This window comes from Ralstonia flaminis, from assembly GCF_958415495.1.
GTDB lineage: Bacteria > Pseudomonadota > Gammaproteobacteria > Burkholderiales > Burkholderiaceae > Ralstonia > Ralstonia flaminis.
The window spans coordinates 1-22,689 of sequence record NZ_CATZLL010000008.1 but is presented as its reverse complement, the minus strand read 5'-3'; the positions used below and the strand labels follow the sequence as shown (position 1 = coordinate 22,689).

Below are 22,689 nucleotides of genomic sequence, written 5' to 3'. Positions count from 1 at the left end.
GCCGAAGAACAAGACTATACCGTCACTTGCGCCTGGCTGTCAACACCCCTTGCACTTCTTCGATCAAAGTCAGCGCGCGCTGCAGTTGTGTCGCCTCCGCCACCTCGGCGGTGAACTGCATTTTGGCGACACCCTTGCTCGACAGGGTACGCACGCCGGTCACGTTGATCTTCTCGCGCGAAAGAATTTCCGAGATGTCTCGCAACAGGCCCTGGCGGTCCAGCGCCTCGACCTGGATGTCGATCGGATAGACCGAATCACTACGTTGGCCCCACTCCGTTTGAATCACGCGGCCGGGTGCGCGGGCAGCCAGTTGCTGGAACGTCGCGCAGCTTTGCCGATGGATCGACACCCCGCGCCCACGCGTGACGAAACCGACAATCGGGTCCGGCGGCGCCGGCTTGCAACAACGCGACATCTGCGTGAGCAGCGAATCAACGCCCACCACCAACACACCGCTCTTGGCACCACGAGCTACGCTGGTCGCTTTGCTCTTCTTGGTGATCAACGCCTCGTCATCAACCGGTACGGGTGGCGGCGCACCATCCGAGCGCAGCACAGCCTCGATGCGGCGCAGGCTCAACTCATCCTTGGCGACCACAGCATAGAGATCGTCCGGCGTCTTGTAGCCGAGCTTGGCCGCCAGCTCTTCCAGATTGACGGCGGTCTTGCCCTCGCGTTGCAGGGTCTTGTCGATCAGTGCCCGACCCTGTGAGAGCGTCTCTTCCAGCTCCAGTGCGTTGAACCACGCCCGCACCTTGGTGCGCGCGCGCGGGCTGACCAGATAGTGCAACTCGGTGTTCAGCCAGTCGCGTGACGGGCCACCATGCTTCACCGTCACAATCTCCACCGTCTGCCCATTCTTCAACGGTGTGTTCAACGGCACCATCGTGCCGTCGACACGCGCGCCGCGGCAGCGGTGGCCGAGATCACTGTGCAGGTGGTAAGCGAAGTCGACCGGCGTCGCGCCCTGCGGCAACGCGATGACGCGCGCCTGCGGCGTCAGCACATAGATATGGTCATCCAGTTCGGTGTGCTTGAGCTGCTCCCACGGGGAATCTTCGTGCGTAACAGTGTGTTCGGCGTCGTCCTTCCAGGCGAGCAACTGGCGCAGCCAGGCGATCTTCTCGTCGTAGCGCTCGCTGGCAGAGAATTGGCCGGCGTAGCCCTTGCTGCCGGCTTCCTTGTAGCGCCAATGTGCAGCCACGCCGTACTCGGCAAAGTGGTGCATCTCGCGCGTGCGGATCTGCACCTCCAGTGCGCGACCGTCGTCACCGATCACCACCGTGTGCAGCGACATATAGCCGTTGGCCTTCGGGCGCGAGATGTAGTCGTCGAACTCCTTCGGGATCGGCTGCCACATGTGGTGCACGAAACCGAGCACCGTATAGCAATCCTTGATGTCGTCGACGATGACACGGAACGCGCGCACGTCGTACAGATCAGCAAAGTCGAGCTCCTTGCCGCGCATCTTTTTCCAGATGCTGTAGATGTGCTTGGGGCGACCGGTCACCTCGGCGTGGATGCCGGCGTCGTGCAGCGTCTTCTGCAACTGCGCGATGGCCTCGCCGATGAACTTTTCGCGCTCGATGCGCTTTTCGTCAAGCAGGCGGGCGATGCGCTTGTAGGTGTCGGGGTCTTCGAAGCGGAAACCGAGATCTTCGAGTTCCCATTTGAGTTGCCAGATGCCAAGGCGGTTAGCGAGCGGCGCGTAGATGTCGAGCGTCTCGCGTGCAATACCCTCGGGCGCGGGGCGCTTGCTTTGTGCCAGCCAGCGCAGCGATTGCAACCGCGACGCCAGCCGGATCAGCACCACACGAATGTCCTGCGCGAACGCAAGCAGCATCTTGCGCAGCGCTTCGACCTGGGCGCGGCGCGCCTCGGCCTCGTTCTTGCGCGTGATGCCAGCATCCGTCGGACTCACCATGCCGGCAATCGCGCCGATGCGCAGCAACTGCCGCACGTCGTGCACGAGTTTGACCACCTCGGGGCCGAAAGCGGGTTCGAGCGCCATTTCGTTGTCAGTCGCCAACGTAGGCAGCAGGAACAGCGCGGCCGCCTGCAGCGACGGCGTATCAACGCGCAGCCCCTCGAGGATAGCGATCGTGCCGCGCGCGTGCGACTCCAGCGGCTCGCCGGTCAGCGTGACGCTATCGCCGGCATTGGCCACCAAGTATTCGATCGCCCGTGCAACCAGCGTACCGTTGGCGCCCTGCTCTGCCGCGGGTGTTGCCACCTTGCCAGCCCCCTCGGCCGGCCGGTCGGTCTTGTTCTCCATGATGCGTCCTGCAGTGACGCGACGGGTTCAGCCCTTCAGCGCTGCCGTCACGACGATTTCGATACGGTACTTCGGGTTGGCCAACGCGGCCTCTACCGTGGCGCGCGGCGGCGAGTTCTTGGATTCAGCGGCGACCCACTGATCCCATACCTTGTTCATCTCGCCAATTTCAGTGATGTCTTTCAGGAAGATCTGACACATCAGGATGCGCGTCTTGTCGCTGCCGTTGGCGGCCAGCACGCGGTCGATGATGGCGAGCACCTCTGCCGTCTGCTCGGCGATGCCGGCATCCAGCGTCATCTCAGGCACCTGACCGGCCACGTAGACGACGCCGTTATAGACGGCTGCATCGGAATAGCGATGTTCAACGTTGTAACGCTTCAGTTCAGTGCTCATGTTGCAAATCAAATGAGGTCAGAAACGGTCATTGACCGAGGAAGAACTTGTGGGCGATCGCCACCTGGTCCGGCTGGACGAAGGTCGGCGCGTGGCCTACGTCGGGAATCTCCACCGTATTCACGTGCTGGCCGCGCTGCATCATGGCCTCAACGGTCTCGCGCGTGAGCAGATCGGATTGTGCGCCGCGCACGATGAGCACCTCGCCGGGAACTGCCTCGAAGAGCTTCCACAGCGTGGCTTCGCCGGCAGCAATCAACTCAGGCGTGGCGCTCTTGAACGGTTCGGCCAGCCGCGGATCATAGTGCAGAATCCACTCACCGCCCTGTGGCTTGAGAATGGCGGTGTTCAGCTCGCGCCATTGTTCCGGCGTATGCGGCCCGAACGATGCGCTGATCGTCTTGAGATAGGCAAGCCCTTCGTCGAAAGTCTTGAACCGGACGTTCAGGCCCAGGTACGCGCCGATACGCGTCAAGGATGACTCGGTCACGCGCGGGCCCACATCGTTGAGCAGCAGCTTGCGGATCGGCGACTTCGGCAGACCCGCCAGGCTCATGCCGATCAGCCCGCCCATCGACGTGCCAAACCAGTCGACCGACTCCACGTTCAAGCGCGCCAGCAGCGTAACCATGTCGGCCACGTACTGCGGAATCACGTAACCCTTTGGATCGAGCAGCCAGTCTGAGCGGCCACGCCCGACCACATCGGGGCAGATCACGCGGTAATCATTGCACAGCGCCTGCGCCAGCACGTCGAAGTCGCGTCCCGTGCGCGAGAGGCCGTGCACGCACACCAACACGCGTGCGTTCTGCGGATCGCCCCACTCGTGATAGGCCATCCGATGCAGGCCGGATGGACTCAGGCACTGCACGAAAGCGAGACGCGGCGAAACAGGCATGAAGACTCCTACACGTAAACAGCGGGAGAAAGCGAAGCCTGATTGTACGCTGGCCCAGGCAGGATGCGGCGATGCAGCAGGCGACAGCAAGTCGCCAGAAACAAGAAAGCCCCGCAACTGCGGGGCTTTTTCCTCTGATGTGTCCGCGAGTTACTGCGCCACCCAGCCACCATCCATGTTCCACGCCACGCCACGCACTTGCGAAGCTGCGTCGCTGCACAGGAACACCGCCAGCGCGCCGAGCTGATCGGGCGTGACAAATTCACCGGAAGGCTGCTTTTCCATCAGCAGATCCTTCTTGGCTTCCAGCGCTGACAAGCCATCCTTCTCGGCGCGCGCGTCAATCTGCTTCTGCACCAGCGGCGTCAGCACCCAGCCCGGGCAGATCGCGTTGGACGTCACGCCCGTCTGCGCCGTCTCCAGCGCCACCGACTTGGTAAAGCCGACGATGCCATGCTTGGCCGCCACATACGCCGACTTCTGCGCCGACGCCACCAGACCATGCGCTGAAGCGATGTTGATGATGCGGCCCCAGCTCTTGCGCTTCATGCCAGGCACGGCCAGTCGCGTGGTATGGAACGCCGAGGTCAGGTTGATGGCGATGATGGCGTCCCAGCGTTCGGTCGGGAAATCTTCCACGTTGGCCACGTACTGGATGCCGGCGTTGTTGACGAGGATATCCACACCGCCGAACTCCGCCTCGGCATAGGCGAACATATCCTCGATCTCGGCCGCCTTGCTCATGTCAGCGCCGTGGTAACCGATGCGGATGGCGTTCTTGCCCGCTGCCGCGATCTGGGCCTTGGGCGCTTCCACATCACCAAAGCCATTCATGATGATGTTTGCACCCTGCGCAGCCAGCGCGCAGGCAATGCCCAGACCGATCCCGCTGGTCGAGCCCGTAACGAGGGCGGTTTTTCCTTGCAGCATCATGGTCTCCGGGTTAGATCAGGGTGACGCCAGTCTTGGACTGGATCTCTTCGCGCGAGACGCCCGGCGCGGTTTCAACCAGTTTCAGGCCCTGCTCGGTCACATCCATCACGCCCAGGTCGGTAATGATGCGATCAACCACGCCCACGCCCGTCAGCGGCAGCGTGCACTTGGGCAAGAGTTTCAGATCTTCAGTGCCGTCCTTCTTCTTGGCGGTGTGTTCCATCAGCACGATCACGCGCTTGACGCCTGCCACCAGATCCATCGCGCCGCCCATGCCCTTGACCATCTTGCCGGGGATCATCCAGTTGGCCAGGTCCCCCGTCTCGCTCACCTGCATCGCGCCGAGAATCGACAGGTTGATCTTGCCGCCGCGGATCATCGCGAAGCTCTGGTCGCTGCCGAAGATGGCGCTGCCCGGCAACGTGGTCACGGTTTGCTTGCCGGCGTTGATGAGGTCGGCATCCACTTCGTCTTCCGTGGGGAACGGGCCGATGCCGAGCATGCCGTTTTCGCTCTGCAGCCAGACTTCCTTGTCGCCGGTGTGGTTGGCAACCAGCGTCGGAATGCCGATACCGAGATTGACGTAGAAACCGTCTTGCAATTCCTGGGCAGCACGCGCCGCCATTTGGTCTTGAGTCCAGGCCATGTCGGTCTCCTTAGTTGGCTGCTCGGATGGTGCGCTTTTCAATGCGCTTCTCGGGCGTGGCATTGAGCACGATGCGCTGCACGTAGATGCCGGGCAGATGGATATCGTCCGGTGCAAGCTCGCCCACTTCAACGATCTCTTCGACCTCGACGATGCAGATCTTGCCAGCGGTTGCCGCAGCGGGGTTGAAGTTGCGCGCAGTCAGGTTGAAACGCAGGTTGCCGGACTTGTCCGCCACCTGTGCCTTGACCAGCGACACATCGGGCACCAGCGAGCGTTCCATGACGTACGTTTCGCCGTCGAACTCACGCAGCTCCTTGCCATCGGCCACCATGGTGCCGACGCCGGTCTTGGTGAAGAACGCCGGGATGCCGGCACCGCCAGCGCGCAGCTTCTCCGCAAGCGTGCCCTGCGGGGTGAATTCCAGCTCAAGTTCGCCGGCCAGGTACTGGCGCTCGAACTCCTTGTTCTCGCCCACGTAGGACGAAATCATCTTCTTGATCTGGCGGGTTTCCAGCAGCAGGCCCAGGCCAAAACCATCGACCCCAGCGTTATTGGAAATGCAGGTGAGGTTCTTGACGCCCGAATCGCGCAGCGCAGCAATCAGCGCTTCCGGAATGCCGCACAGGCCGAAGCCGCCCACGGCGATGGTCTGGCCGTCTTTGACGACGCCCGCGAGCGCCTCGCTGGCGCTGGCGAAGATTTTGTTCATGCGTGCTCCTTCCTTGGTGGTCCAACGAATCCGGCAGGGTTTTGACCGATCGCACAGTTGGGGTTTGTGCGATGCAGCGCCGGAAAATTGTAACGGTACAATCTGGCGAGAATACGCAAGCGTCACGCAACGCAGCAATACGTACGACTACATAAGGCCCTAACCTGATCCCCACCGCCATGCCCGCACTCGATTATCAGACCGCGTTCCAGCTCGCCCCGGTCGGCATGGTGATGTCACGCGAGCGCGTGATGCTCGACGTCAACGACGAAGCCGCGCGCATCTTCGGCCACGCGCGCGCCACGATGATCGGGCAATCGTTTGAGTTGCTCTATCCGACACACGATGAGTACGAGCGCACCGGCGCGCGCATCATTCCCGTCATGAACGCGCGCGGCAGCTACTCGGACGAGCGCATCATGAAACGCGCCAACGGCGAGCTGTTCTGGTGCCACGTCACAGGCCGTGCGCTCGATCGCACCAAGCCGCTGGGCGAAGGCATCTGGACGTTCGAGGATCTGTCGGCGCACCGGCCTGTCACTGCGGCACTCACGCCGCGCGAGCGCGACATCGCCGCACAGCTGGTTGAAGGCAAGACCAGCAAGCAGATCGGCAAGCAGTTGGAGATCAGCCCGCGCACAGTGGAAATTTACCGTGCACGGCTGATGAAGAAGTACGCCGCCAACACCTCGCTGGAGTTGGTGCAAAGGCTGATGGGGCACTGAGCCCCAGCGGGTTACACCATCCCGTCGTCAGCGTTGATGACAGCGCCGTTGATGAAGTCCGATTGATCCGACGCGAGCAACAGGACCAGCCCGTCCAGGTCTTCCGGCTTGCCCACGCGCTTGCGCGGCAGCATCTGCACGAGCTTCTGGCCGGCCTCGGTTTCCCAGTGGTGGTGATTGATCTCGGTGTCGATATAGCCTGGGCAAATGGCGTTCGTGTTGATACCCAGGCGCCCCCACTCCAGCGCCATGGCTTTGGTCATATGCACCACGGCAGCCTTGCTCATGCAGTAGACGCCGATCTGCGACAGCACCTTCAGCCCCGCCACCGACGCAATGTTGATGATGCGCGACTGCGGCAGCGGCGAGCCGTTCTTCTCGGCCCCCTTGGCCCGCGCGATCATGCGCTTGGCGGTTTCCTGTGCCACGAAGAAGGCGCCGCGCGTGTTGGTGTCGAAGACGAAATCGAAATCGTCCGGCGTCACATCCACCATGCGCTGCGTGGTCGAAACGCCTGAATTGTTGACAAGAATATCGATGGTGCCGGCTTCGGTCTCAGCGTGGGCGATGGCGGCACGGATACTGTCTGGGTCCGTCACGTCCAGACGCACGACGTGGGCGCTGCCCCCCTTCGATTCGATGTCGGCGCGCAACTCCTTCAGGCGCTCGACGCGGCGCGAGGCCAGCACCACCTTGGCGCCGGCCGCTGCCAGCGTGTGCGCGAAGCGCGCGCCCAGGCCACTGGATGCGCCTGTAATCAGCGCAACCTTGCCTTCCAGATTGATCGACAGACCCATGATGCGTGATCCCCGCGTGTTGATTTGGCGTTGAATTTGGCATGCGCGGAGCCGGTTACAAGCGGCTCCAGCATATGAAGTCGGCGCAGCTTAGCAAAAAATCGAACGATCGTTCAGAAATTTCGCTTGCCGCATACGGGCGCGTCCCCGACAATGCGGGAAATTCTAATGCAGCAATCCGCCATACCAATAAGCAAACGCCCTACAAGCGAAGAGACATCTATGAACCAGCAGCAGCTCCTCGAACAGTACGGTCCCCGAGAGTCCATGGAGTACGACGTCGTGATCGTCGGCGGTGGCCCTGCCGGCCTGGCGACCGCGATCCGGATCAAGCAACGTGCCGCCGAAACCGGCAAGGATGTGTCGGTCGTTGTGCTGGAAAAGGGCTCGGAGCCCGGCGCGCACATTCTCTCGGGCGCGGTCATGGACCCGCGGGCAATCACAGAACTGCTGCCGAACTGGAAGGCTGACGGCGCACCGCTCAGCCAGCCCGTGACTGGCGACGACGTCCTCTTCCTAAGCGAAACTGGCACCAAGCGCACGCCTGACTGGCTCGTGCCGCGCAACTTCCACAACCACGGCTGCTACGTCATCTCGCTGTCGAACGTGGTCAAGTGGATGGCCACGCAGGCCGAAGCGCTGGGCGTGGAGATCTTCCCAGGTTTTGCGGCAGCGGAAGTGCTGTACGACGACAAGGGTGCCGTGCGCGGTGTCGCCACGGGCAACATGGGCATCGGCAAGGATGGAGAGCCGACTGAGAACTTCCAGCTCGGCATGGAGCTGCTCGGCAAGTACACGATCTTCGCTGAAGGCGCGCGCGGTCACCTGGGCCGCCAATTGCTCGACAAGTACAAGCTGAACGCCGGCAAGGACCCGCAGACCTTCGCCATCGGCATCAAGGAACTGTGGGAGATCGACCCTGCCAAGGCCAAGCCCGGTCTGGTGGTGCACACCGCAGGCTGGCCGATGGAAGACGACACCTTCGGCGGCGGCTTCCTGTATCACCTGGAAGACAACAAGGTCACGCTCGGCTTCGTCATCGGCCTGGACTACAAGAACCCGTGGATGAGCCCGTTCGAAGAAATGCAACGCTGGAAGGCCCATCCGGCCATCCGCGCGCATATCGAAGGCGGCAAGCGCATCGGCTACGGCGCCCGCGCCATCAACAACGGCACGCCGCAGGCGCTGCCCAAGACCGTGTTCCCGGGTGGCGCGCTGGTTGGCTGCGACGCCGGCTACCTGAACGCCGCACGCATCAAGGGCAGCCACGCTGCCATCAAGAGCGGCATGATGTGCGGCGAAGCCGTGTTCGACGCCGTGACGGCTGGCCGCTCCGCAGATGAGCTGTCCGCCTACCCGGCCGCCTTCGAGCAGAGCTGGTTGAAGGAAGAGCTGGACCAGTCGCGCAACTTCAAGCTGTGGTTCAAGAAGAGTCCGACGCTGGGCAAGATCATGACCGGCATCGAGCAGTGGCTGCTGCCCAAGATTGGCGTCAGCAACCCGCCCTGGACGCTGCACGGCACGAAGTCGGACAACCAATCGCTCAAGCCTGCCGCCGAGTGCGTGAAGATCGAGTATCCGAAGCCGGACGGCAAGCTGACGTTCGACCGTCTCTCGTCGGTGTTCATCTCGAACACCAACCACGAAGAGAACCAGCCCGCTCACCTGACGCTGAAGGACCCAACCGTTCCGACGCGCATCAACCTGGCGCAGTTTGCTGGCCCCGAGCAACGCTATTGCCCGGCCGGTGTGTACGAGTTCGTGAAGAACGACGAAGGTACCGAGCGCCTGCAGATCAACGCGCAGAACTGCGTGCACTGCAAGACCTGCGACATCAAGGACCCGACGCAGAATATCGTGTGGGTCACGCCAGAGGGTGGCGGTGGTCCGAACTACGTCGGCATGTAAGCGCCGAATGACCAACAAAAAAGCGCGTTCGATGACGCGCTTTTTTGTTGCCTGGGCGAATCGTCTTACGACGCTTTCGCCGGAATGGCCGGCGTCTCCACCGACACATCGCCGCATTGCGCGCGATGGCGCAGCGCGTGGTCGATCAGCACCAGCGCCAGCAGCGCCTCGGCGATCGGCGTGGCACGAATGCCGACGCACGGATCATGGCGACCGAACGTTTCCACCATCGCCGGATCGCCCCCCTTGTCGATCGAGCGGCGCGGCGTGCGGATGCTCGACGTCGGCTTGATCGCCAACGATACGGAGATGTCCTGCCCAGTCGAAATGCCGCCCAGGATGCCGCCCGCGTTGTTGCCGACAAAACCTCCCGGCGTCAGCTCATCGCCGTGCTCGGAGCCGCGCTGCGCCACGGCATGAAAACCGGCACCGATCTCCACGCCCTTCACCGCATTCAGGCCCATCATGGCGTGAGCGATGTCAGCGTCCAGGCGATCGAACAGCGGCTCGCCCCAGCCGACCGGCACGCCGGTCGCCACCACTTCAATGCGCGCACCGACGGAGTCACCGTCCTTGCGCAGTGCATCCATATAGGTTTCGAGCTCGGGCACGATCTCGGCATTCGGCGCGAAGAACGGGTTGTTCGGCACCTCGTTCCAGTCCATGAACGGAATCTGGATATCGCCCAGTTGCGACATGAAGCCATGGATCTCAACGCCGAACTTCTCGCGCAGCCACTTTTTGGCGACCGCCCCGGCAGCGACCGTGGGCGCCGTCAACCGTGCCGACGAGCGTCCGCCACCACGCGGGTCGCGAACGCCGTACTTGTGCCAGTAGGTGTAGTCGGCGTGGCCAGGACGGAAGGTCTCGGCGATGTTGCTGTAGTCCTTGCTGCGCTGGTCAGTGTTGCGGATCAGCAGACAGATGGGCATGCCGGTGGTCTTGCCCTCATACACACCGGAAAGAATCTCGACGACGTCGTCTTCCTTGCGCTGCGTGACGTGGCGCGAGGTGCCGGGCTTACGGCGATCCAGATCAGGCTGGATGTCTTCAGCCGAGAGCGTCATGCCCGGCGGGCAGCCGTCGATGACAGCGCCGATGGCCGGGCCATGCGACTCGCCGAAGGTGGTGACGGAAAACAGCAGGCCCAGGGTATTGCCAGACATGATCGTGCTCGGGAAAGCGCCGCCACGCAGGCGGCGCGAAACATCGGGAAACCGCTATTGTAAGCCGATCGATCAGCCGCCAATACCCAGCAGCTCAACCTCGAAGTTCAGCGTGGAATTGGGCGGAATCGTGCCGGGCACGCCGCGATCACCATAGGCGGTGGCGGCCGGGCACGTCAGCTTGGCTTTGCCGCCCACCTGCATCTTCTGCACGCCTTCCGTCCAGCACGGAATCACGCGGTTCAACGGGAACGAGATCGGCTGGCCGCGCTTGTAGGAGCTGTCGAACTCGGTACCGTTGGTGAGCGTGCCGCGATAGTGCACCTTGACCGTATCGCTGGCCTTGGGCGACGGGCCCGTGCCCTTGGTCAGGGTCTGGACGACCACACCGGAGGGCAGGGTTTCACTCGACGCTGGCGATGCAGCCTGCGCGGTAACAGCAGCCAGGACAAGCGACGAAGCGCACAGCAGCAGAGAAGCGAGTTTCATGGCAGATAACGGGAGAGTTTGGGGTAGAAAGAAATGAGGCCGGTCGCGGGCCAACCGGCAGTGTATCGAATTCCGATGCGGCGCCAATCACTAGAGCCGCTCGCCGCGCAATGCCAGCACAGCCGCCTGCAACCCTTCCGGCGACACCGCCTGCGCCGGCACCGGCGTACCGATGCACAGCTCCAGCTTGTTGAGAATGCCGCGCCGGAATGGCCGCGTCATCGCTGCGCCGCCGTGGCGTGAGAAGAAGCTGCCCCACAGGCCACGCAGCGCCATCGGCACCACCGGCACGGGCGTGCGTTCAACAATGCGACGCACGCCTTCCTTGAAGGGGTTCATCTCGCCCGTGGCCGTGATCTTGCCCTCAGGGAAGACGCAGACCACCTCGCCCTCGGCCAGCGCTTCTGCAATGGTGTCGTAAGCGCGCTTGAGCATCTCGGGGTCCTCATGCATCGGCGCAATCGGAATCGCCTTGACCGTGCGGAAGAACCACGACAGCAACGGCACCTTAAAGATGCGGTGATCCATCACAAAGCGGACCGGCCGGCGCACGAAGGCGCCCACCACCACAGCATCAACAAAGCTCACGTGGTTGCAGACCAGCAGGCACGGGCCCTCGTCGGGAATGCGCTCGGCGCCCTCCACCTTCACGCGGTAGACGGTATGGATCAGCAGCCACATCACGAAGCGGATCAGGAATTCCGGCACCAGCGTGTAAATGTAGATGGCCACCACGGCATTGAGGATGCCCGTGACCAGGAACAACTGCGGGATCGTAAAGCCGGCGCGCGTGAGCGCCATCGCCAGCACGGCCGAGGCGATCATGAACAGCGCGTTAAGGATGTTGTTGGCCGCGATGATGCGGGCACGGTGCGTCGGCTCACAGCGGCTCTGGATCAGCGCATATAGCGGCACACTGTAGAAACCGCCGAACATCGCCAGCAGGAACAGATCCGCCAGCACGCGCCAATGACGATGGTTCTGCAGGAAGCCCGAAATGCCCGTCAGCACATCGTGCGCGACCAGCGCCTCGGCGTGCGAGGCGAAGTACAGGTCCACCGCAAACACAGTCATGCCGATCGAGCCGAACGGCACAAGGCCGATCTCCACCGTGCGGCCTGAGAGCTTCTCACACAGCATCGAGCCCAACCCGATGCCCACCGAGAACACCGCCAGCAGCAGCGTCACCACGTTCTGGTCACCACCGAGCACGTTGCGTGCAAAGGCAAAGAACGACGTCAGGAAGGTCGCCCCCACAAACCACAGCCACGAAATACCCATCAGGCTCAGGAACACAGCGCGCTGATTGCTGGCCAGCTTCAGATTGCGCCACGTCTCGGAAACCGGATTCCAGTTGATGCGCAGATCCGGCTGCGACGCCGGAGAGACCGGCACACCGCGCGCCGTCAGCCAGCCCGATACGGCAATGATCAGGCAAGCGATGCCCGTAAGCGTGGGGCCAATGAGATCGCCATTGCGCGTGTAGTTGGCCAACTCCCCGCCGCCGATGGTGCCGATCAGGATGGCGACAAAGGTGCCCATTTCTACCAGCCCGTTGCCGCCCACCAGCTCGGACGACTGCAGGTGTTGAGGCAGATAGGCGTACTTGACGGGCCCAAACAGCGTCGAATGTACGCCCATCAGGAACGTGCACAGATACAGCAGTTCGACGTGACGCAGCGCAAAGCCTGCGCAGCCGATCGCCATGATGGCGATTTCCAGCGTCTTGACCAAGCGGATCAGCCGGGCCTTGTCCATGCGATCGGCAATCTGCCCGCTGGTGGCCGACAGCAATACGAAAGGCGCGATGAAGATGGCGGAGATCAGAAACGCCGCAGAGGCTGGATCCGTATTGCCAAACAGCGCCGCGTGGTACGTGACCAGAGAGGAGAACGCCACCTTGAATACGTTGTCGTTCATCGCACCCAGGAACTGGGTCCAGAAGAACGGTGCGAAACGACGCTGCTTCAACAGGGAAAACTGGCTCGATTGGCTCATCAGCAGGGGCGATCGTGGTTCGAATCGGATTCAACAAAAAACCCGCTCGCAACGGCGGGCGGGTTTTGGGTGTGCGGTAAAGACAGTGTACAGATCAGTCTTCGTTGGCTTTTTCTTCCGGCCAGTCACGAATGTACGCCTTGAGCATCTTGTTCTCGAAGTTCTGCTCTTCAAACACGGCCTTGGCGACGTCGTAGAACGAGATCACGCCCATCAACGTACGGCTGTTGAGCACGGGCAGGTAACGCACATGGTGCTCCAGCATGATGCGGCGCACTTCATTGACTTCGGTTTCTGGCGTGCACGTGACCGGATGATCGTCCATCACCTTACGGATGGTGGTGCCCTCGCCCACCGTGCCGTGGCCCTTGGCCAGGACCTTGATGATCTCGCGGAAGGTCAGCATGCCGACCAGTTCGCCGTACTCCATCACCACGAGCGAGCCGATGTCGTATTCCGCCATCGTCTGCACGGCCACCTGGAGCTTGGTTTCCGGGGCCACGGTATAGAGCGTGTTGCCCTTCACGTGAAGAATGTCGCTGACTTTCATATTGCGTCTCCCAGGGTATTGGGGTGCCAGTCTGCCGAGGGGCGACCGCGCGCGGGTTATGGTTATGGTTGTATTTCGATGCTAGCCCAAATCGGAGGGCGTCGACAAGCACATGCACAAAAAATGCGGCAGAAAAGCCCGGTCAAAAACCGCGCCCGCTCGGCGTTTGCCCGGGATGCACTGCAACAGGCAGCAGTGCTAGCATGCCGCGTCTCGACCCTCATTCGGTGCTTGAATCCATGTCCAAAGCCCGCTTCGATACGCTGGCCCTGCATGCCGGTGCCGCGCCCGACCCGGCCACAGGTGCGCGCGCTACGCCCATCCACCTCACCACATCCTTCGTGTTTCGCGACAGCGAACACGCCGCCTCATTGTTCAACATGGAGCGCGCGGGTCACGTCTATTCGCGCATCTCCAACCCGACCGTCGCCGTGTTCGAAGAACGCATGGCGGCGCTGGAAAACGGCGTCGGTGCCATCGCCACGGCCTCTGGCCAAGCGGCGCTGCACTTGGCCATTGTCACGCTGATGGGCGCCGGCTCGCATATCGTTGCCTCATCGGCGCTGTACGGCGGCTCGCACAACCTGCTGCACTACACGCTGCGCCGCTTCGGCATCGAAACGACCTTCGTCAAGCCTGGCGACATCGACGGCTGGCGCGCGGCCATCCGCCCGAACACGCGCCTGCTGTTTGGCGAGACGCTCGGCAACCCGGGGCTGGATGTGCTCGACATTCCGACCGTGGCGTCGATCGCGCATGACGCGGGCGTGCCGCTGTTGGTCGATTCGACCTTCACCACGCCGTGGCTGCTGCAACCGTTCGCGCACGGGGCAGACCTGGTCTACCACTCGGCGACCAAGTTCCTGGGCGGGCACGGCACCACCATTGGTGGTGTACTGATCGACGGCGGCACCTTCGACTATGTGGCAGCAGGCAAACACCCAGAGCTGACCGAGCCCTATGCGGGCTTCCACGACATGGTGTTTGCCGAGGAAAGCACCGTCGCCCCCTTCTTGTTGCGCGCACGCCGCGAGGGCCTGCGTGACTTTGGCGCGTGCATGAACCCAATGGCGGCATGGCAGTTGCTGCAAGGCATCGAAACGCTGCCGCTTCGCATGGCCCGCCACGTAGAGAACACCCGCCGCATCACCACTTTCCTGGCGAGCCATCCGATGGTGGCGTCGGTGGCCTACCCCGAACTGGAATCGCACCCCGACCACGTGTTGGCCAAGCGTTTGCTACCGCGTGGCGCCGGCGCCGTGTTCAGCTTCGACCTGCGCGGTGATCGGCGTGCCGGCCAGCAATTCATTGAATCGCTCGGCTTGTTCTCGCACTTGGCCAATGTGGGCGATGCGCGTTCGCTGGTCATTCACCCGGCATCGACCACACACTTCCGCATGGACGCCGATGCGCTGGCCGCCGCCGGCATCAGCGAAGGCACGATCCGCCTGTCGATTGGCCTGGAGGATGCTGATGACCTCATCGACGATCTGAAACGCGGCCTGAAAGCCGCCGAGCGCGCCATGTCAGCCGCGCCTGGCAAAGCCGCACCGAACACAACCGGAGCCCGCTGATGGAATGGACCGTACAAGGCGAACGCGCTTACGCCTACACCGGTGGCAAGCCGTTCAATCCGGCGCTGCCGTGCGTGGTGTTCGTGCATGGCGCACAGAACGATCATTCGGTCTGGGGGTTGCAGACCCGCTGGTTCGCGCACCACGGCTTCAGCGTGCTGGCGGTTGATCTGCCCGCACATGGCCGCAGCAGCGGTGCGCCCCTGCAAACCGTGGAAGCCATGGCCGACTGGGTCATGACGCTCGTCCAGGCCGCCGGTGTCACCCAGCCGGTGATGGTGGTCGGGCACAGCATGGGCTCGCTGATTGCACTGGAGTGCGCCTCGCGATACGCAGGTCGCGTGCGCCGCATTGCGCTAGTCGCCACCGCCTGGCCGATGAAGGTGTCTGACGCGTTGCTCGACGCGGCGCTCAACAATACGGCCAGCGCGATCGACATGGTGAACGTCTGGTCGCATTCCAGCCTGGCCAACAAACCGTCGGCGCCGGGGCCGGGTTTCTGGATGCATGGCGGCAGCCAACGCCTGATGGAACGCGTGGCGCGCGGCTCAGACGCGCCTGTCTTCCACACGGATTTTTCAGCCTGTAACGGCTATGCACGCGGCGCTGAGGCCATGGCAGCCGTGCAGTGCCCGTCACTCGTGATCGTTGGCGAGAAGGACCAGATGACGCCCGCCAAAGCAGGCCGTCAGGTAGCTGCCGGGTTGGCTGGCAGCCGCGTGGTGGCCCTGCCCTGCGGGCACGCGGTCATGGGAGAATGCCCAGATGGCACGCTCGATGCGCTGATTGCCTTTGCGCGCGAACGGGAACCGACCGCAGCCACCGCGTAACTGCGCCCCAGCAGGAATCAGGAGACGCACCATGGCCAGCACCGAAACCCACACATTCGGCAGCTTTGCCGAGTTCTATCCGTTCTACCTGGGCGAACACCAGGACCGCACCTGTCGGCGCCTGCATTTTGCGGGCTCAACCGTGGCCCTGGTATGCCTGATCCTGCTGATCTTCACGGGCAACCTGTGGTGGCTGCTTGGTGCGGCTGTTAGCGGTTATGCGTTTGCGTGGGTCGGGCACTTCGGCTTTGAGAAGAACCGGCCCGCCACCTTCCGTCACCCGATCTACAGCCTGATGGGCGACTGGGTGATGTACCGCGACATCTGGACCGGAAAGATCCCGTTTTGAACAATCAAGCGCGGGCGGCCGCGGGCACCTTCGACACCGGTGCCGGTGCAGCGGCAGCCTGCGTGGCAGCTGCTACACCGCGCTCACCCGTGGCGAATACGCTCTCCAGTGTGTTGTCGAGCGCGGGATTGTGCAGTTGGGCTGCCAGCGCCTGGGTATCGCCCAGATGCCGCGCGAGCGACGTGCGGGGCAGGCGCGGCAAGTTCAGCACCAGCTTTTCATAGAGCGGACGCAACGTAGTCGTATGGGCATCGCACAGCAGCGCCCAATGTGCTTCGCTGCGATCCTGCTGCAGCTTGCCGACCAAGTGCAGCGCCTTGAGCTTGGCCAGCAGGTCAGCCAGGTACTCCGCCTCCAATTGCAGACGCCGACCGATTTCAAGCTCGGCCACCGTGCGCGGCGCCTGTTCGCGTGCGCGGTACAACAGCAGCAGAACACCCAGCGCATCAAAGAACTCGCTGCCCGGAAAGGTACGCCGCTGCCAGTAGCCCTGACGGATGATCGGCAACGTCGATGCAATGGTCGCGCCCAGCAGGGTTACCAGCCAGCTCACGTAGATCCACGTCAGGAAAATCGGCAACGTGGCAAACGCGCCATAAACGGCGGTGTACGTGGGAATGTGCGCCACGTAGGAACCAAAGATGCGCTTCGCTACTTCGAACGCCACGGCGGCAATGAGCCCCGCCAGAAACGCGTCACGCCGCGCCACATAGGTGTTCGGCACAAAGACATACAGCATCGCAAACGCAATCGCCGACAGCAGGATCGGCACTACGCCCACGATCACGCCCAGGCCAAACGGCAGCTTGTGCACGTAGCCTGCCGAGATCGACACCATGTAAGAACTGACCGACAGACTCGCGCCGATCAGCACCGGACCAAACGTCACCAACGCCCAGAACACGAGCACACGCTGCGCCAGCGGCCGGCGTTGGCGCACGCGCCAGATGGCGTTGAGCGCATTCTCGACCGTCAGCATGGTCATGACCGACGTCACCACTAAGCCGATCAGGCCAGCAGCCGTCAGCCCCTTGGCGTTGGTGGAAAACTGGTTCAGATACGTGAGGATCGGCCGGCTGATATTGCCCGGCACGAGGTTGCTGAACATGTAGCCTTCGATGTCCGCACGAAAGCTCTTGAACATCGGAAACGCCGTGAACAGCGCAAACGCCACCGTCAGGATCGGCACCACCGAGAGCACCGTCGTGAACGTCAGACTGCCGGCCACCTGAGGCAGGCGGTCTTCGCCCGCGCGGCGCAGCGCATAACGCGACAGCGCACGCAGCTTGGCGGCATTCCATTGACGAAGCGCACGGATATCAAAAAGCATGAAGAATGAGGCGGCGCAAGGCCAATGAGGGAGATTGGGGGGCGCAACTATAATACCGCGACGCTCTCAACGCTTTGTTATGAAAGATATCCTGGTCCTGTACTACAGCCGTCATGGCAGCACCCGCGCGTTGGCCGAGGCCATCGCGCAAGGCATTGAAAGCGTGGATGGCGCCCAGGCGCGCGTGCGCACCGTCCCCGCCGTCTCCACTGTGTGCGAAGCTACCCAGCCGGACGTGCCCGATGGCGGCCCGCCCTATGTGGAAGTGCGCGACCTGGAAGAATGCGTCGGGTTGGCACTGGGCTCGCCCACGCGCTTCGGCAACATGGCCGCCCCGCTCAAGTACTTTCTGGATGGCACCACGCCGCAATGGCTGGCGGGTGCGCTGGCTGGCAAGCCTGCCTGCGTATTCACCTCCACGGGCAGCATGCATGGCGGGCAGGAAACCACACTGCTCTCGATGATGCTGCCGCTACTGCACCATGGCATGGTCGTGCTCGGCCTGCCCTATCAACAGAGTGAACTGCTTTCCACCGACGCCGGCGGCACGCCTTATGGGCCATCGCATGTCGCGCATCGTGGTGACACCGCGCCGCTGACCGCCCACGAGCGCACGCTCGCCATCGCGATGGGCCGCCGGCTTGCCCAGACCGCCCTGAAGCTCGCAGCATGACGCTCGCCGATCAACCCGTCGTGGAATCCCGCGCGCTGCATCTGCTGAGCGTCAGCAGCCTGATCGCACTGATCGTGCTGTGCGCCGCGTGGGAACTGTGGCTTGCGCCGGTGCGCCCGGGCGGCTCGTGGCTCGCGCTCAAGGCGCTGCTGCTGGCGTGGCCGCTGCCTGGCGTGCTGCGCAAGAACCGCTACACGATGCAGTGGGCGTCGATGTTCATCCTCCTGTTCTTTACCGAAGGCATCGTGCGTGCAACATCCGATGCCGGCCTATCGCGATCGCTTGCATGGGTGGAGGTTGTGCTCAGTGTGACGTTCTTCTTCGCGACGATTTTCTATCTGCGTCCGTTCAAACGTGCGGCCAAAGCACACGCCAAACAGAGCACCTGACCTGCCATGACCCACGATGCGTTCCTGCGAGCCTGCATTGACACCATCGGCGCCACGCACGTACTGACAACGCCGGAAGACCAGGCGCCGTATCTGACCGATTGGCGCAAGCGTTTCACTGGCCGCGCCTGTGCTGTATTGCGCCCAGCCGATGCTTCGCAGGTCGCTGCGCTGGTGCGGCTGTGTGGTGAGCATGCGGTGCCGATGGTCCCGCAGGGCGGCAACACCGGCCTGTGCGGCGGCGCCACGCCGGATATGGAAGGCAACGCGGTCGTCATCTCGGTGCGCCGCATGCAGCAGGTCCGCGCAGTCGACCCGATCAACAACACCATCACCGTGGATGCCGGCTGCATTCTTGCCAACGTGCAGGAGGCTGCAGCCGCGGCCGATCGGCTGTTCCCGCTGAGCCTGGCCGCCGAGGGCAGTTGCACCATCGGCGGCAATCTGGCGACCAACGCGGGGGGAACGGCCGTCCTGCGCTACGGCAACGCGCGCGAGTTGTGCCTGGGTGTGGAAGCCGTACTGTCCAACGGCGAGCTGTGGAACGGCCTGCGCGGCCTGCGCAAGGACAACACTGGCTATGACCTGCGCGATCTGTTGATCGGTGCAGAAGGCACGCTCGGCATCATCACCGGGGCGACGCTGAAGCTGTTTCCGCAGCCGCGCGCCAAGGTGACGGCGCTGGCGGCACTGCAATCGCCGCGTCAGGCGCTGGCATTCCTGTCGCTCGCGCAAGGCCACGCAGGTACGCTGCTGACGGGCTTCGAGCTGATGTCAGCGTTCTGCCTCGAACTGGTGCGCAAGCACTATCCGCAGTTGCGTGTGCCGTTTGCGCAGACGTATCCGCAATACGTCCTGCTGGAACTGTCCGACTTGGAGAGCGAAGAACACGCCCGTGCGCTGTTCGAGGCGCTGATGGAAGACGCTCTGGCGCGAGGCGTGATCGACGATGCGGCGGTGGCGGAATCGGTAGCGCAATCGCGCGACTTCTGGAACCTGCGCGAGCACATCCCGCTGGCGCAGGCCGACGAAGGCAAGAACATCAAGCACGACATTGGCGTGCCGATCTCGCGCATCGCAGACTTCATCGACGTGACCGACCGCGCGCTGGCCTGCGCCTACCCCGATATCCGCATGGTGACCTTCGGCCACCTCGGCGACGGCAACCTGCACTACAACGTGTCACCGCCCGAAGGGCATGAACATGAGGCCTTCCTGGCACATCAGGACGGCATCAACCGCATCGTGCATGACAGCGTGCATGCGCATGGCGGCTCGATCTCTGCCGAGCACGGTATCGGCCAGCTCAAGCGCGAGGACAACGCGCGCTACAAGAGCGCGGTCGAGCTGGCAGCCATGCGCGCGATCAAGCAGGCACTGGACCCGCGCGGCCTGATGAATCCGGGGAAGGTGTTGTAAGCCGCGTCGGTTTCAGCCCAGCAGCTTGAACATGTAGTTCGCTACCGCAAAGAGAATCGTTGCTGCCAGCAGCCACAGCAGCAGGCGCGGCACGCCAGTGGGTGGCAGACGGTGACCCGCAGCATTGGAACGGTCGCCAATACGCCCACTCTGGGCGTTGCGGACATACGTGGATCGTGATGCCCCTGCCGGGCGTCGTGCGTGACGTGTACTCATTTTTCGGTTCCTCCCTGCCCCATGGCTGACGCCTCGCCTAGCACCCTGTTGCCGGCGAAACACAGCAGCTTCCCAAGGCTGCCCAAACAAGACTCCCATTTCCCGTCTGGTCGGAATCGAAAAAGGCATCCGTCACGCCCATTGGCGTGCGTAGGCACAGCGTTCCGCGTCGTTGCGCGGAATTTCGAGTTGAATCGTTACTTGTTATGGCACTACCCGACGCCACGAAATGTATCAAAGAATCCCCCGAGTGGGGGGTACCTATTTTAGGTATCACCATTTGGATGATGCGTGGGTACGACGCTTGCGGATCGGGTTGGGGCAAAACCGGATTCATCCAACCGTCACGGAGCCACCCATGCTTTCCGCCTTGCCCGAATTGCGCTTGCGTGCGCACATCACGCCGCCGACACCGCACGAGCCCCCGTCGCGCCCGCCACCCGAGATGCCGCCCCCAGAAGAGCCGTCTCACGACCCGGTCCACGATCCGGAACCCCTGACGCCACCGATCGAACTGCCGCCCGGTGACGTGCCGCCGGAAATCCCGCCCCAGCGCTAGGGCGCCGCGGTTTTCCGTATCAGCCATCTGTTAGAATCGCGGCCTCCCAGGCATCCGGAGGCCGTTCGTCGCTAACCTGCCTGGGCAACACGCGCACCTGCCCATAGCTCAGTTGGATAGAGCATCGGCCTTCTAAGCCGACGGTCGGGGGTTCGAATCCCTCTGGGCAGGCCAAATACCCCCGTGTATCAGCAGGTTTTTGCCACGCTGCGCCCCCCGTCTCGCCTCAGAACGTACCAGACGGAACAAGACTCCGATCGGCAAGATTTTTCTGCCTTCCACCATTGTTTCCCATCCTTAATGTACCAATTGGAACAGTGATGGGATAATCACGCCCGCGCCACGAGCCGTTTGCAGGCGCACCCAGTCAATCCAACCAAGTTCTCTCATCTTGAAGCGACTCCATTTGAAGACCGCGGCAGCAAAGGCCGCCGCCTGCCTGTTGACCGGCTATGCCCTGCTCGCCCCGCTGACCGTGCACGCCAAGCCCGCCTCGCTGGACGACAAACTGGCCGCCACGGTCGAGCAGTACGAGCAAAAGCCCAACGAGAAGAAACTGGCCGTCATCCGCGACTTGCTGGCCAAGGGCGCGCGTGCCCATCGCCCGCAACCGGCTGAATACGACGGCCCGCAAGGCATGTCCGCGCTGGCGGTGGCCATCTCCAACAACGACGCCGAATTGGTCGATCTCCTGCTCACACAGAAGAATGACCTGGAGATTCCCGTCTATCGTGATCTGGGCAACCAGCCGCTGGTCTATGCCATCTCGGGAATCGACACCAACGGCAAGGCTTCGCCGCAAAACCTGCGCATCATCAAGGCCCTGATTGCTGCCGGAGCCAACGTCAACGCGCTGAACAACGACGGCAACAACACGCCGCTGCTGCAAGCGTCGGGGCTGCGGCTCAACGCCCCGAGCCTGGAAGTCATGCGTTTGCTGCTAAGCGCTGGCGCCAACCCGAACCTGCGCAACCAGAATGGCGAAACCGCCCTCATGGGCATGGCTGCGGGCAACCTGGAAGCGACGAAGCTGCTGATCGGTGCCGGTATCGACGTGGGTGCGCGCTCCAAATCCGGCGCCACCGCGCTGAACCACGTGTGCGAGCGTCATGTAGACCTGCGCCGCAAGCCCGACCCGCAGGCCGGCGAGCGCATCAAGCTGCTGCTCAAGCCTGGTACCGACCTCAACTCGGTGGCATGGATGAAGACATCGGGCGACGCGCCGGTACCACTGGCATCCGCCGCACTGGATGGCAACGCCGACTGCGTGCGTGCGCTGATCAAAGCCGGTGCCAACCCGGATGCTCGGTACTACTCCGATGCGGTGGCTGCGGCTTCACCGGATCTCAAGAGCGTGACCGTGCGCAAGGACGTGCTGGCGAATCCGAGCTTCCACGATGACGATACGCTGGCTGTGTTCCGCAATCTCAAGCATTGAGGCAGAAGCGGCGAACCCTCGCGCAACAGCGTATGTACCAACAAAAAGGGCGACAGATCTTGTGATCTGTCGCCCTTTTTGTTGGCGATGACAGCTGACGTGACCGGTATTCCGGTCCAGTTCTTATGAGAGGATTGAAGTTTATTGGATGGTGCCTGGTTGCTGTGCGGGCATCGGTGTTGGCCAGTGGGCGGCAGGTGCCGGCGGACGGTATCCAAGCGACGAATGCGGTCGCCGCGTGTTGTAGTGCCGGCGCCACTGTTCAATGACGACCTGCGCTTCTTTGAGGCTGTAGAACAGTTCGCCGTTGAGCAGTTCATCGCGCAGCTTGCCATTGAAGGACTCGCAGTAGCCGTTCTCCCACGGGCTGCCGGGTGCGATGAACAGCGTCTTCGCGCCCAAACGTCCCAGCCAGT

Annotated in this window: 23 protein-coding genes and 1 tRNA gene; 10 read left to right on the top strand and 14 right to left on the bottom strand. The window is 62.9% G+C overall.

Going from position 1 to position 22,689, the window contains the following annotated elements:
- Positions 1-22: 22 nt before the first annotated feature.
- The 6 genes from R2N11_RS13690 to R2N11_RS13665 form a co-directional block, all read right to left on the bottom strand.
- Positions 23-2,278 carry a RelA/SpoT family protein gene (locus R2N11_RS13690; protein ID WP_316681421.1) on the bottom strand — a complete coding sequence of 752 codons (2,256 nt, stop codon included), beginning with the start codon at positions 2,276-2,278 and terminating at the stop codon, positions 23-25.
- A 27-nt stretch (positions 2,279-2,305) separates the two neighbouring features.
- Complete coding sequence (locus tag R2N11_RS13685; RefSeq protein WP_199030468.1) at positions 2,306-2,674, bottom strand: RidA family protein; 369 nt, start codon at positions 2,672-2,674, stop codon at positions 2,306-2,308.
- A 28-nt stretch (positions 2,675-2,702) separates the two neighbouring features.
- The gene (locus R2N11_RS13680) at positions 2,703-3,572 is read right to left on the bottom strand and encodes an alpha/beta fold hydrolase (protein WP_316681420.1); all 870 of its coding nucleotides are present in this window, start codon (positions 3,570-3,572) and stop codon (positions 2,703-2,705) included.
- A gap of 150 nt (positions 3,573-3,722) precedes the next feature.
- Positions 3,723-4,502 carry a 3-hydroxybutyrate dehydrogenase gene (locus tag R2N11_RS13675; protein ID WP_316681547.1) on the bottom strand — a complete coding sequence of 260 codons (780 nt, stop codon included), beginning with the start codon at positions 4,500-4,502 and terminating at the stop codon, positions 3,723-3,725.
- Positions 4,503-4,515: 13 nt separating this feature from the next.
- On the bottom strand, positions 4,516-5,151 hold the full coding sequence (locus R2N11_RS13670) for a 3-oxoacid CoA-transferase subunit B (RefSeq protein WP_199030465.1): 636 nt from the start codon (positions 5,149-5,151) through the stop codon (positions 4,516-4,518).
- 10 nt (positions 5,152-5,161) lie between these two features.
- Positions 5,162-5,863 (bottom strand): CoA transferase subunit A, encoded by a 702-nt coding sequence (locus R2N11_RS13665; RefSeq protein WP_316681419.1) that lies wholly within the window; start codon positions 5,861-5,863, stop codon positions 5,162-5,164.
- A 179-nt stretch (positions 5,864-6,042) separates the two neighbouring features.
- Here R2N11_RS13665 and R2N11_RS13660 point away from each other — a divergent pair, with 179 nt between their 5' ends.
- On the top strand, positions 6,043-6,588 hold the full coding sequence (locus R2N11_RS13660; protein WP_199030463.1) for a LuxR C-terminal-related transcriptional regulator: 546 nt from the start codon (positions 6,043-6,045) through the stop codon (positions 6,586-6,588).
- Positions 6,589-6,599: 11 nt separating this feature from the next.
- Here the strand turns inward: R2N11_RS13660 and R2N11_RS13655 are convergent, their stop codons facing one another.
- Entirely contained in the window at positions 6,600-7,385 is a 786-nt protein-coding gene (locus tag R2N11_RS13655) for an SDR family oxidoreductase (protein WP_199030462.1), read from the bottom strand.
- A 222-nt stretch (positions 7,386-7,607) separates the two neighbouring features.
- Here R2N11_RS13655 and R2N11_RS13650 point away from each other — a divergent pair, with 222 nt between their 5' ends.
- Positions 7,608-9,293: an electron transfer flavoprotein-ubiquinone oxidoreductase gene (locus tag R2N11_RS13650; protein ID WP_199030461.1), complete on the top strand. Its 1,686-nt coding sequence runs from the start codon at positions 7,608-7,610 to the stop codon at positions 9,291-9,293.
- A gap of 65 nt (positions 9,294-9,358) precedes the next feature.
- On the opposite strand, the gene aroC is transcribed toward R2N11_RS13650, so the two are convergent.
- The 4 genes from aroC to R2N11_RS13630 all read right to left on the bottom strand — a co-directional run bounded on the left by aroC (position 9,359) and on the right by R2N11_RS13630 (position 13,496).
- Positions 9,359-10,459 (bottom strand): chorismate synthase, encoded by a 1,101-nt coding sequence (aroC, locus tag R2N11_RS13645; RefSeq protein ID WP_316681418.1) that lies wholly within the window; start codon positions 10,457-10,459, stop codon positions 9,359-9,361.
- Between the two features lie 72 nt (positions 10,460-10,531).
- The gene (locus R2N11_RS13640) at positions 10,532-10,948 is read right to left on the bottom strand and encodes an FKBP-type peptidyl-prolyl cis-trans isomerase (RefSeq protein WP_199030459.1); all 417 of its coding nucleotides are present in this window, start codon (positions 10,946-10,948) and stop codon (positions 10,532-10,534) included.
- A 90-nt stretch (positions 10,949-11,038) separates the two neighbouring features.
- Positions 11,039-12,946: an MFS transporter gene (locus R2N11_RS13635; protein WP_316681417.1), complete on the bottom strand. Its 1,908-nt coding sequence runs from the start codon at positions 12,944-12,946 to the stop codon at positions 11,039-11,041.
- 94 nt (positions 12,947-13,040) lie between these two features.
- Positions 13,041-13,496: a CBS domain-containing protein gene (locus tag R2N11_RS13630; RefSeq protein WP_021194694.1), complete on the bottom strand. Its 456-nt coding sequence runs from the start codon at positions 13,494-13,496 to the stop codon at positions 13,041-13,043.
- 239 nt (positions 13,497-13,735) lie between these two features.
- Here R2N11_RS13630 and R2N11_RS13625 point away from each other — a divergent pair, with 239 nt between their 5' ends.
- The 3 genes from R2N11_RS13625 to R2N11_RS13615 are packed head-to-tail and all read left to right on the top strand — an operon-like array spanning position 13,736 to position 16,249.
- Positions 13,736-15,070: an O-acetylhomoserine aminocarboxypropyltransferase gene (locus tag R2N11_RS13625; RefSeq protein ID WP_316681416.1), complete on the top strand. Its 1,335-nt coding sequence runs from the start codon at positions 13,736-13,738 to the stop codon at positions 15,068-15,070.
- Complete coding sequence (locus tag R2N11_RS13620) at positions 15,070-15,900, top strand: alpha/beta fold hydrolase (protein ID WP_316681415.1); 831 nt, start codon at positions 15,070-15,072, stop codon at positions 15,898-15,900. The genes R2N11_RS13625 and R2N11_RS13620 overlap by 1 nt, the downstream gene beginning before the upstream one ends.
- A gap of 31 nt (positions 15,901-15,931) precedes the next feature.
- Positions 15,932-16,249 carry an Mpo1-like protein gene (locus tag R2N11_RS13615; protein WP_199030455.1) on the top strand — a complete coding sequence of 106 codons (318 nt, stop codon included), beginning with the start codon at positions 15,932-15,934 and terminating at the stop codon, positions 16,247-16,249.
- A gap of 4 nt (positions 16,250-16,253) precedes the next feature.
- Here R2N11_RS13615 and R2N11_RS13610 read toward each other — a convergent pair whose 3' ends face one another.
- The gene (locus R2N11_RS13610; protein WP_316681414.1) at positions 16,254-17,579 is read right to left on the bottom strand and encodes a YihY family inner membrane protein; all 1,326 of its coding nucleotides are present in this window, start codon (positions 17,577-17,579) and stop codon (positions 16,254-16,256) included.
- Between the two features lie 79 nt (positions 17,580-17,658).
- On the opposite strand from R2N11_RS13610, the gene wrbA reads away from it, so the two are divergent.
- Genes wrbA through R2N11_RS13595 form a run of 3 tightly spaced genes read left to right on the top strand, consistent with a single transcriptional unit; the run spans position 17,659 to position 20,060 of the window.
- Entirely contained in the window at positions 17,659-18,252 is a 594-nt protein-coding gene (gene wrbA, locus R2N11_RS13605; RefSeq protein ID WP_316681413.1) for an NAD(P)H:quinone oxidoreductase, read from the top strand.
- Positions 18,249-18,641, top strand: a complete 393-nt coding sequence (locus R2N11_RS13600) for a DUF2069 domain-containing protein (RefSeq protein WP_199030453.1) — start codon at positions 18,249-18,251, stop codon at positions 18,639-18,641. Before wrbA ends, R2N11_RS13600 begins: the two co-directional genes overlap by 4 nt.
- A 6-nt stretch (positions 18,642-18,647) precedes the next feature.
- Positions 18,648-20,060, top strand: a complete 1,413-nt coding sequence (locus R2N11_RS13595; RefSeq protein WP_316681412.1) for an FAD-binding oxidoreductase — start codon at positions 18,648-18,650, stop codon at positions 20,058-20,060.
- Positions 20,061-20,072: 12 nt separating this feature from the next.
- Here the strand turns inward: R2N11_RS13595 and R2N11_RS13590 are convergent, their stop codons facing one another.
- Positions 20,073-20,276 carry a hypothetical protein gene (locus tag R2N11_RS13590; RefSeq protein WP_199030451.1) on the bottom strand — a complete coding sequence of 68 codons (204 nt, stop codon included), beginning with the start codon at positions 20,274-20,276 and terminating at the stop codon, positions 20,073-20,075.
- A gap of 656 nt (positions 20,277-20,932) precedes the next feature.
- On the opposite strand from R2N11_RS13590, the gene R2N11_RS13585 reads away from it, so the two are divergent.
- Positions 20,933-21,009: transfer RNA gene (locus R2N11_RS13585), tRNA-Arg, on the top strand.
- A 217-nt stretch (positions 21,010-21,226) separates the two neighbouring features.
- Positions 21,227-22,273, top strand: coding sequence for an ankyrin repeat domain-containing protein (locus tag R2N11_RS13580; protein WP_316681411.1), 1,047 nt, complete (start codon positions 21,227-21,229; stop codon positions 22,271-22,273).
- A gap of 141 nt (positions 22,274-22,414) precedes the next feature.
- Here the strand turns inward: R2N11_RS13580 and R2N11_RS13575 are convergent.
- The coding region (locus R2N11_RS13575) for an integrase core domain-containing protein (RefSeq protein ID WP_316681410.1) at positions 22,415-22,689 on the bottom strand (275 nt) is incomplete at its 5' end.

Bases quoted from the DNA above. Each gene is read 5' to 3' on its own strand.
- R2N11_RS13635 (WP_316681417.1), bottom strand. From the start codon at position 12,946: ATGAGCCAATCGAGCCAGTTTTCCCTGTTGAAGCAGCGTCGTTTCGCA.
- R2N11_RS13625 (WP_316681416.1), top strand. From the start codon at position 13,736: ATGTCCAAAGCCCGCTTCGATACGCTGGCCCTGCATGCCGGTGCCGCG.
- R2N11_RS13590 (WP_199030451.1), bottom strand. From the start codon at position 20,276: ATGAGTACACGTCACGCACGACGCCCGGCAGGGGCATCACGATCCACG.
- R2N11_RS13675 (WP_316681547.1), bottom strand. From the start codon at position 4,502: ATGCTGCAAGGAAAAACCGCCCTCGTTACGGGCTCGACCAGCGGGATC.
- aroC (WP_316681418.1), bottom strand. From the start codon at position 10,459: ATGTCTGGCAATACCCTGGGCCTGCTGTTTTCCGTCACCACCTTCGGC.
- R2N11_RS13610 (WP_316681414.1), bottom strand. From the start codon at position 17,579: ATGCTTTTTGATATCCGTGCGCTTCGTCAATGGAATGCCGCCAAGCTG.
- R2N11_RS13615 (WP_199030455.1), top strand. From the start codon at position 15,932: ATGGCCAGCACCGAAACCCACACATTCGGCAGCTTTGCCGAGTTCTAT.
- R2N11_RS13600 (WP_199030453.1), top strand. From the start codon at position 18,249: ATGACGCTCGCCGATCAACCCGTCGTGGAATCCCGCGCGCTGCATCTG.
- R2N11_RS13660 (WP_199030463.1), top strand. From the start codon at position 6,043: ATGCCCGCACTCGATTATCAGACCGCGTTCCAGCTCGCCCCGGTCGGC.
- R2N11_RS13595 (WP_316681412.1), top strand. From the start codon at position 18,648: ATGACCCACGATGCGTTCCTGCGAGCCTGCATTGACACCATCGGCGCC.
- R2N11_RS13665 (WP_316681419.1), bottom strand. From the start codon at position 5,863: ATGAACAAAATCTTCGCCAGCGCCAGCGAGGCGCTCGCGGGCGTCGTC.
- R2N11_RS13655 (WP_199030462.1), bottom strand. From the start codon at position 7,385: ATGGGTCTGTCGATCAATCTGGAAGGCAAGGTTGCGCTGATTACAGGC.
- R2N11_RS13630 (WP_021194694.1), bottom strand. From the start codon at position 13,496: ATGAAAGTCAGCGACATTCTTCACGTGAAGGGCAACACGCTCTATACC.
- R2N11_RS13685 (WP_199030468.1), bottom strand. From the start codon at position 2,674: ATGAGCACTGAACTGAAGCGTTACAACGTTGAACATCGCTATTCCGAT.
- R2N11_RS13640 (WP_199030459.1), bottom strand. From the start codon at position 10,948: ATGAAACTCGCTTCTCTGCTGCTGTGCGCTTCGTCGCTTGTCCTGGCT.
- R2N11_RS13620 (WP_316681415.1), top strand. From the start codon at position 15,070: ATGGAATGGACCGTACAAGGCGAACGCGCTTACGCCTACACCGGTGGC.
- R2N11_RS13670 (WP_199030465.1), bottom strand. From the start codon at position 5,151: ATGGCCTGGACTCAAGACCAAATGGCGGCGCGTGCTGCCCAGGAATTG.
- wrbA (WP_316681413.1), top strand. From the start codon at position 17,659: ATGAAAGATATCCTGGTCCTGTACTACAGCCGTCATGGCAGCACCCGC.
- R2N11_RS13680 (WP_316681420.1), bottom strand. From the start codon at position 3,572: ATGCCTGTTTCGCCGCGTCTCGCTTTCGTGCAGTGCCTGAGTCCATCC.
- R2N11_RS13650 (WP_199030461.1), top strand. From the start codon at position 7,608: ATGAACCAGCAGCAGCTCCTCGAACAGTACGGTCCCCGAGAGTCCATG.
- R2N11_RS13690 (WP_316681421.1), bottom strand. From the start codon at position 2,278: ATGGAGAACAAGACCGACCGGCCGGCCGAGGGGGCTGGCAAGGTGGCA.